Annotated in this window: 9 protein-coding genes; 6 read left to right on the forward strand and 3 right to left on the reverse strand. The window is 43.6% G+C overall.

Annotated features, from left to right (window positions below; translation table 11 throughout):
• Positions 1–118: IS630 transposase-related protein (locus tag IQ263_RS27115; RefSeq protein ID WP_194066405.1), on the reverse strand; the 118-nt coding region annotated here is incomplete at its 3' end.
• Between the two features lie 230 nt (positions 119–348).
• A complete protein-coding gene (locus tag IQ263_RS27120) occupies positions 349–522 on the reverse strand; it encodes a hypothetical protein (RefSeq protein WP_194071158.1) in 174 nt (57 codons plus the stop codon).
• A gap of 1,512 nt (positions 523–2,034) precedes the next feature.
• On the opposite strand from IQ263_RS27120, the gene IQ263_RS27125 reads away from it, so the two are divergent.
• The 6 genes from IQ263_RS27125 to IQ263_RS27145 all read left to right on the forward strand — a co-directional run bounded on the left by IQ263_RS27125 (position 2,035) and on the right by IQ263_RS27145 (position 5,165).
• Positions 2,035–2,274 carry a hypothetical protein gene (locus IQ263_RS27125; protein WP_194011814.1) on the forward strand — a complete coding sequence of 80 codons (240 nt, stop codon included), beginning with the start codon at positions 2,035–2,037 and terminating at the stop codon, positions 2,272–2,274.
• 173 nt (positions 2,275–2,447) lie between these two features.
• Positions 2,448–2,573, forward strand: coding sequence for a hypothetical protein (locus IQ263_RS29560; protein ID WP_255513014.1), 126 nt, complete (start codon positions 2,448–2,450; stop codon positions 2,571–2,573).
• Positions 2,574–2,990: 417 nt separating this feature from the next.
• Positions 2,991–3,242: a TIGR02450 family Trp-rich protein gene (locus tag IQ263_RS27130; protein ID WP_194071159.1), complete on the forward strand. Its 252-nt coding sequence runs from the start codon at positions 2,991–2,993 to the stop codon at positions 3,240–3,242.
• Positions 3,243–3,641: 399 nt separating this feature from the next.
• Positions 3,642–3,779 (forward strand): hypothetical protein, encoded by a 138-nt coding sequence (locus IQ263_RS27135; RefSeq protein WP_194071160.1) that lies wholly within the window; start codon positions 3,642–3,644, stop codon positions 3,777–3,779.
• Between the two features lie 4 nt (positions 3,780–3,783).
• On the forward strand, positions 3,784–4,701 hold the full coding sequence (locus tag IQ263_RS27140; RefSeq protein WP_194071161.1) for a fructosamine kinase family protein: 918 nt from the start codon (positions 3,784–3,786) through the stop codon (positions 4,699–4,701).
• Between the two features lie 35 nt (positions 4,702–4,736).
• Complete coding sequence (locus IQ263_RS27145; RefSeq protein WP_194071162.1) at positions 4,737–5,165, forward strand: hypothetical protein; 429 nt, start codon at positions 4,737–4,739, stop codon at positions 5,163–5,165.
• A gap of 402 nt (positions 5,166–5,567) precedes the next feature.
• Here the strand turns inward: IQ263_RS27145 and IQ263_RS27150 are convergent, their stop codons facing one another.
• A complete protein-coding gene (locus IQ263_RS27150; protein WP_194071163.1) occupies positions 5,568–7,268 on the reverse strand; it encodes an ABC-F family ATP-binding cassette domain-containing protein in 1,701 nt (566 codons plus the stop codon).
• Between the last annotated feature and the right edge of the window lie 1,164 nt (positions 7,269–8,432).

Here is an 8,432-nt window from a genome sequence, read left to right on the forward strand (position 1 = left end):
CCAGCCACCGATATATCGTTGCCCTTCCTACCTTAAAAAGTCCGGCAGCTTGAGCGATACGACCGCCATTTTCTACATAATCCACTACTCTTTTTCTCAAATCAATACTGTAAGACATTTTCCTAGCAGCTTCACTATTTTTATTCATTTTACCTCATTTTTAAATAGTCTCATACTTATTTGAAATGACTATAACACTGCAAGAGAATACCTACAGAGCGATTAACACCCATAATTCGATCCACAATTTCCCCTCCGTCAATTTTGCCGGAGGGGATTTTATATGCTGTCGGAGCGATGTTTTTTTGTTGAGCCAACAATCTCCGACGAACTGGTTAATTAATATCTTTAATTCACGTCCTGGAACTCGATCGACAGGGAAGATCGATCGCGCAAGCTGTTGACCGTGCAGTTTTCGCTCGCTTGATTATACCATATCTTCGAGCTATTGCGCGATCGCGCTTCAAGAAAACATTTAAGCGCGATCGAAATGAGTTCCTCCCGATTGACGCGCCCGTCCACAGTAGAAAACCTGTTTTTTTCAACCCGAAGGATAGCGGTAACGATGTGTTTAAAAGAAATCAGGACTTAGGCAAATAAACCGGGTTTGTCTCATAATATCAAATCCTCTCTTCATCGGAATAGTAAATTCACTGTTGACTGTTGACTGTTGACTGTTAACAGTTAACATCATGTATGAGTGCAAACGTAATTAATATAAATATTGGTTTTTTCAGTATAAAAAAAGTCTCAACCAGGTTTTTATCCTCGCCTGCGGGAAGTCGTGAAAATAATTCTTTTTGTCTAAATGAGTTGATTTAGCTTGTGAATCAAACCATTAAATGTTAGTTATTTTTAGTTGGTTTAAACTGTAAATACACTTAAATCTTGATTTAATTGTGTCGTATTTTTTCTACAATTACAGTCATTAATACTGGCTCGTAGTGAAGACTTTAGTTAGCACACATGGAAGGAATAAAATCCCGACCAAAAACGTTTTATTGCCAATCTAGCGGATATATTAAATCGCTATATATTTGACATTTTAAACTGATATTACATCAAATAAATCAGCATCACCACAGTAAATTCACTGTTGACTGTTGACTGTTGACTGTTAACTGTTAACATCATGTGTGAGTGCAATCGGAATTGATATCACACACTCAAGGCGAAAAATAATTCTGTACCCTCAACCTAGAGCGTGCGGGTATTGGCCTGTTGATTTGTTTTACTTATATTTTTGAGTAGGAGCAGCTATCGCTAGATGGAAGCCTATTTGAACTGGTGCTATTTTAAAATTATTAGGATCGAGGGGTTTGTGATTAATTATACAAATGAAGGGCGATCGGTAGTTGTAGTCGGCGATCCCCGCCATTAATCGGGAAAACAGATTCATCCCCATTAGCGCAGAATGTCTAGATTCGCCAACAGCGATTTTTCGCTGACAAAAATTACTAAGCTTCCTTAATTAACAATAATCAGAGCTTTGCAACAAAAGCGAAAAAATATATCATTGAGCAACCAGAATCAAAACTTGCTCGCTTGTGGTAGCCCAAGTAACAATACGTATGCCTTAAGTTATAGTTGAGAGCTAAATATAGGACTGCTCTAAATCAATAAGGTAAGGTAGCAGTGTCTGGGTGTTCATGGGGGCGATCGAAAAGGAAGGTTCGGCGATCGATCCCTTCCCAAGGGGGGAGGATAAAACCTAGAAAAGGATGGATCGCGAGGTAATGCCGAACTTTTTGAGTTCAAGAGAGTAGCGCTAGCACTAAACTCTGCATTATTGTGGGAGGTGAGCCAAATTTGTAACAGTTCTTAATTATAAATAATTCTGTCAAAACTGCTAGCATAGTGACACTTTTGCTGGCAAAAACAGATAAAGTAAATAAAGTTGGTTAGCTCTAGACACCCGATCCCCATCCTGGGGATATTGAATCAATTCGATTGGTATCAATTGGTTTTAGAGTTACAACTGGAATCTAAGCATCGCTATTTAACTGAGTTCTTTAGTTAATTTTACTTTTTGCTATGAACGTGGATTTTATCAAAGCCCAAGTCAGGTTGCTACAGGGTGCAAGTTCATCGGAGCGAGAAACCCTTATGAAAAACATCGGTGTCTGTGCTGGCGTGATCAGACCGGGCGAGTACGTGACTCCGCAGCGGAAGCACGCCATCACTCTCTGGCTGCAAACAAATGCGGTGCGACTCCGGCTTCCCCAACTTCCAATGGATTTATCGGGCCAAAAGCCTTCACACGGAAGTCATTAAGGGGGTAGCGACAGAGTACATAAATCAGTCAATCTTACTTAAAAGTGGTTTTTGTTGAGCTGTATAGCGTCAAGGAGACAGGATCGAGATTGAAACCATGTTTGTAGGGAGAGTTGGGCCCGGAAAAACGCCTGCTGACAAGAAGTGGCCTACCGCTTTGGTACAAGCAGGAAATGAACGTCAAAACTGCTAAAAAAGTAGATTTGAGTCAGTTTCGCAGAACGGATGATGGCGCACAACTACAACCAAGGTTATTTGCTTTTAGATTTGAGATTCACGATCGAGTTCGAGCTGCATAAATTTGCTATTTGTCGATCGACCCAAAAAAAGAACCCTATTCCATAGGTATATCTAATTACAGGGGCAGTCACTGAACTGCCCTTAATTTTGAGCTTGGAGGCGAAACTGCTGCAAGTTACAATAAACACATATATAGCCTTTCTCAGCAAGATGAGGTACTATGCGGCATAGGCCTCCGTATAGGGCATCTTGTCCGATCGCGAAGTCGAAGGGTGGGCAATAGGGCAGATCTCACCACGCTTGAGAACCGCTATATATTACAGAGAGAGTTTAGCTTGACTGTCCTGTAAGCTCCAGTTCAGCGAAAGATGATGGAAGAGGTTTTTCGCTCGTGGGGAATGTAGGATTAATATAATAGAGTAGAAGAAGTTATTGCAATTAACTTGCTTTGTCAGATATTTGTTAACGAAAATACTGTGCCGAAGAAACAAAAATTTCCTTATTTAGTTGGTTCCCGATGGACTTCTCACCAAAAAACTTGGGGGTGGCGGCACTTCCAGGTAGTCAACAGAAAAAACGAAGGTAAATGGGTGTTTGCGGAAATGGTGGCGGCTTGCGATCCTAATATCCGTTTTTGGTTGAATGCCAGACAGCTCAAAGATCGATCGCTCTGGGAAGCTGGATGGCAGTCTACGCAAGAATTAAAGGACTTAGAAACAGCAGACTAAAAGACAGCGCTTTGGGGGATAGTCTGATTTTTTAAATGATATAGCGTTTCTCAGAAAGATGAGGTATGCTAATTTATGCTACAAACCTTACACCACCAAGCTTTTTAAGTGAAAATTCGTACCTCATCAATGTGAAAAAGGCTATACAGAATAATGAGTAGATTTAGAAGCCTGTCTCGCCACTGCTATATTTTTTGAATGTTAATAACTATTGTCAAGATAAAGTATTCAAGAGGAAATGCAGCCTGTTCGGGTTCGGTCGATAACGATTATTTGTAAGCTTTCATCGGCAAAAAAATTAACTATATATATTGGTTTGAGAAAATGATTTTTCCCGGATAAATGCAGGGTGCGCGCGAGGGCGATCGGCAATAAGGTAAAGTCTTGTAACAAGATGCAATGCTTACTATTCATGACTTTGAGAGTCAAGCATTTTATTCTGTCTTTGACAAAATGCACGACCTATCACTTGCCTGTGTAGTGAATTCTGTGCTGATTGCTGATACACTAATTGCGATCGCCCTCAAGACAATTTGATGCTATGTGGGACAAAATTGCCGCGCACATCTCTGAAGCAACCGGAGAAACATTTTCCATCGACAACCGCCGTTCAGTCAGTGGCGGCTGCATCAACCAAGGCTATGCTATCAGCAGCAGTAAGCGCACTTATTTCGCGAAAATAAATCAAGCTTCCCAAGTGGCGATGTTTGAAGCTGAGACTCTGGGCTTGCAGCAAATGGCAGAAACTCAGACGATTCGCGTTCCTGAACCGATTTGCTGGGGAACAGAAGGCAATTCTGCTTATATTGTGTTGGAATGGCTGGATTTGCGAGGTGGCGGGGGCGAGATAGCTTGGTCAGAAATGGGGCGCAAACTGGCTCAAATGCACAAATACATCCCTCCCCATCCACCTGGGCTAAAAGGGGGAGAAGAGGGTGATTTAGCCGTTGTGGGCGGACGTTTTGGTTGGGATGTCGATAATACGATCGGCTCAACTCCTCAAATTAATCAATGGACTGGTGACTGGGCGGAATTTTGGGCCGAACATCGGATTGGTTATCAGTTAAAGTTGGCTAATCGTCGGGGCGGAAATTTCAGTCGGGGGGAAAGCTTGCTAGCAGCTATTCCGAAGTTGTTGGAGGGTTACAAGCCTCAACCTTCGTTGGTTCACGGGGATTTGTGGGGAGGAAATGCGTCGGTAACTGCGGCGGGAGAACCGGTAATTTTTGACCCGGCTGCTTATTGGGGCGACAGAGAGGTTGATGTGGCGATGACTGAACTGTTCGGCGGTTTTTCAGCAGCGTTTTATCGGGGTTATAATGAAGTTTGGTTGCTGGATTCTGGCTATGAAAAACGCAAAATACTTTACAATTTATATCATGTATTGAATCATTTTAATTTGTTTGGCGGGGGGTATGAATCGCAGGCCAATCAAATGATTAATATAATTTTGGGTTAAGGTTTCAGTATTAGCTGGATTAGAAGTAATCAACAATGAAGTTTTGGCACTGTTGCACAAAATTGGGATTTACAGTTTTGTTTTTGACCAGCATCGGGGCTAAAAATTCTTTAGCTGCTTTACCCTTACAGGTTGGTGTCTATCACGGTGGCGGTTATCGATACATTCAGATTGCTGAAAAGGAAAATAGAATCTGTTTCAGAGGCTTTTCTTCTAATGGAGTTACGGTGGCTTCCGTTGCTGTGGATAGTCACCGCGAAAACTTTTACACAATCAACGGATTTGACGATACATTTCTGTTGCAACAAGATACAGATACTATCTTATTCGGCCCGATCAATCAGTTGATGAAGTATGTGGCAGATTATGGTTTTCCTAGAGATTTAGGTGATGATTTGCAGCAGTGTCTGAGTTCCGAAAAGCCTTTCTTTAAGCGGAAATCAGGTGGCCGGGGCGATCGCTAAAAGATTTATCCGCCGCACCCTACAGCTACATATTCCTAGGGATGCGGCCACGTCGTGTCCGTAGCAGTCAAGTAGTATCATGTCCGGTCGATTGACGGATCTCGCGATTGGATGGCGCGTGGGTCATATCAAATCCGGTAGCATCGTCCTGTATTCATATCTCTATTCTCTCTCTCTGTGTCCTCTGTGTTCTCTGCGGTTAAATCACCTGACGATGCAACCGGAAACGATATCATATCAAATCCTTTCTTCATCGGAATAGTAACTTCACTGTTGACAGTTAACTGTTAACTGTTGACAGTTAACAGTTAACATCATGTATGAGTCAACCGGAATTGATATCAGTCAGTGTCCGCACTACAAACCGTTTTTATGACAGTCATCGAGCGGACATGAGATTACTTACTTTTGTTTGGCTGCGGCTTTTTTCTTGGCTTCTTTTTCGGCTTTTTTAGCCGTTTTCTCTGCTTCAAGTTTTGCTAACTTGGCTTGTTCTTTTTCTTCGGTTATTTTATCTAGGTAGTAATGGTAATCTCCCAGATAAGTCCGAAACTCGCCGTCTCTAACTTCTACTATTTTGTTGGCGACTTGGGAAATAAAATAGCGATCGTGCGAAACGATGATTACGGTGCCGTCGTAGTTCTGAATTGCCTCTTCCATCATCTCCTTGGCGGGAATGTCGAGGTGATTTGTCGGTTCGTCCAAAATTAGCAAATTCACGGGTTCCAGCAGCATCTTTGCTAAAGCTAGGCGGGCTTTTTCTCCGCCGCTGAGAGCGCCGACGTGTTTGAATACTGTTTCGCCGGTAAATAAGAACCGCCCCAATAAGGTGCGAACTTCTTCATTTTTCCAGTCGGGTACTTCGTCGTGAATGGTTTGCATCACGCTTTTATTCAAGTCTAAGGCTTCTGCTTGATTCTGTTCAAAGTAACCGGGGATGACGTTGTGGCCTCCCATTTTGACTGTGCCTTCGGTTGGTTGTTCTAAACCCATAATCAGGCGCAATAGGGTTGATTTGCCTGCGCCGTTGGGGCCGAGAAATGCTATGCGATCGCCTCTTTCAATTAATAAATCTGCTCCCAAAAATAGGATTTTGTCGCCGTAGGTGTGCACCAAGTTTTCAATTATGGCGACTTCCCGGCCGCTGCGGGGGGCGGGGGGAAAGCGGAAATGCAGGGTTTTTAAGCCGCCGGTGGGGGCTTCGATGCGTTCGATTTTGTCTAATTGTTTTTCGCGGCTTTTGGCTTGGGTGCTGCGCGTGGCGCTGGCGCGGAATTTTTCAACGAAGGCTTGCTGTTTTTCTAGTTCTTTTTGCTGGCTTTCGTAGGCGCTGAGTTGGGCTTCTCTGGCTTCTGCTTTTTGTTGCAGGTAGGATGAGTAGTTGCCGAGGTAGGTGCTGGAAACGCCGCGTTCGGTTTCGACGATTTGGGTGCAAAGCCGATCGAGAAATTCGCGGTCATGGGATACGATTACCATCGGGGTTGTCAGCCCTTTGAGGTATACTTCCAGCCATTCGATCGTTTCTAAGTCGAGATGGTTGGTAGGTTCGTCTAGCAGCAGGATGTCGGGTTTTTGGAGGAGAATTTTGCCCAAACTCATCCGCATTTGCCAGCCGCCGCTGAAGGCGCTGACTAATCGATCGCCATCTTCCATCTCAAATCCGATTTCGGGCAGAATTTTCTCGATTTGAGCTTCCAAACCGTAGCCATTTAAGCCTTCAAATTGCCGTTGCAACCGATCCATTTTGTTGATCAGTTGGTCGAGATTTTCTGGGTTGGAGTTTTCCAAGTCTCGGTGGACTTGCATCAAGGATTCGTGAACTTCGTTGGCTTCGCTGAAGGCGCGCCAAAATTCCTCTTTGACGGTGCGGGTGGGATCGATTTCAAATTCTTGGGAGAGGTAGGCGATGTGGAGGCTGGCGGGGCGAATGACTTCGCCGGAGGTGGGTTCGATTTCGCCGGCGATGATTTTGAGTTGGGTGGATTTGCCGGCACCGTTAACGCCTACTAAGCCGATGCGATCGCCCGGTTTGACTTCCCAGGTGACATCTTTGAGTACGACGCCTGTGGGGTAAATTTTACTGATGTGTTCGAGTCGCAGCATTATTATCGAGACTGGGGAAGGGCTGGTTTAGCGGCGGATGGAATACCGGCGCTGAGGTCGAGTTAATCTTAACAAATTTTAATTAAATTTAGTCATTGGGAAGATTTTAGGTTTGAATGGGCGATCGAATTTTAGATTTTGGATTTTAGATTTTAGATTTTAGATTTTGGACGCAGGGTAGGCAGAAACCGGGTTTTTTAGCAAAATACTTCCTACAAAGCCAAAAATTCCTGAAAAACCCGGTTTCTTGGGTGTGTGATATCAAATCCGGTAACATCGGAATGATTCAGATATATATTCTCGGACTCTGTGTACTCTGTGTTCTAGCGCCGGTTAAATCACCTGACGATGCTACCGGCAACGATATGAGTGCGATCGAATTTTAGATTTGATCGCGGCTGTCAGAAACCGGGTGTTTTACAAAAATACTTCCCACAAAGCCAGAGATTTCCTAAAAAACCCGGTTTTTTTGGTGCGTGAGTGCGATCGCCAACTGTTTAGGATGGATGCATCAACCTCTTCGATTGTAGTTGATACAATTGATGGCGGCTCTAATTGCTCGATCGTTCTAAAAAAAGTCTATTTTTGTGGTATGGGAGAAAGGGCGAGGGAACATCTCTGTCGGAAAGCAGCCAAGCTATAAATTGAAGGCAGGAGACAGGAGACAGGAGACAGGAGACAGGAGGAAAGAGGAAGAAAGAAGGAGTCAAAAGAAGTGTTTTTACAAATATGAGATGCTCCCAAGGGCGATCGTCTAAAGTATTGAAGGCAGGAGACAGGAGACAGGAGACAGGAGACAGGAGGAAAGAGGAAGAAAGAAGGAGTCAAAAGAAGTGTTTTTACAAATATGAGATGCTCCCAAGGGCGATCGCCTAAAGTGCGGTATAATATATCGCCCAAAAACGAGACGGAAACCCAAGGCTTGAGACGCGCTTCCGAAGTCGGCAGCGCTTTCAACCGCCTTCAATATTTAGATATAGTCCTGGACGCACGGGCGGTCAAGAACCGAGTTTTTTTACTAAAATCCTGCGTTTTAGCTGACGGGGTGACAACCCCGTTAAAACATAGACTCAATCAAGGACATAGCTCTCATACCCTTCTGAAAAAATGGCAATTTATTAGGTCTTATTTTCATTAATTCAACAACTATTTCCTGACAATATT

Source organism: Tychonema sp. LEGE 06208, from assembly GCF_015207505.1.
Lineage (GTDB): Bacteria > Cyanobacteriota > Cyanobacteriia > Cyanobacteriales > Microcoleaceae > Microcoleus.

What these genes read in the sequence shown, in the direction of transcription:
- IQ263_RS27125 (WP_194011814.1), top strand. Translation starts at nt 2,035, where the DNA reads ATGAACGTGGATTTTATCAAAGCCCAAGTCAGGTTGCTACAGGGTGCA.
- IQ263_RS29560 (WP_255513014.1), top strand. Translation starts at nt 2,448, where the DNA reads ATGAACGTCAAAACTGCTAAAAAAGTAGATTTGAGTCAGTTTCGCAGA.
- IQ263_RS27135 (WP_194071160.1), top strand. Translation starts at nt 3,642, where the DNA reads ATGCTTACTATTCATGACTTTGAGAGTCAAGCATTTTATTCTGTCTTT.
- IQ263_RS27140 (WP_194071161.1), top strand. Translation starts at nt 3,784, where the DNA reads ATGTGGGACAAAATTGCCGCGCACATCTCTGAAGCAACCGGAGAAACA.
- IQ263_RS27145 (WP_194071162.1), top strand. Translation starts at nt 4,737, where the DNA reads ATGAAGTTTTGGCACTGTTGCACAAAATTGGGATTTACAGTTTTGTTT.
- IQ263_RS27150 (WP_194071163.1), bottom strand. Translation starts at nt 7,268, where the DNA reads ATGCTGCGACTCGAACACATCAGTAAAATTTACCCCACAGGCGTCGTA.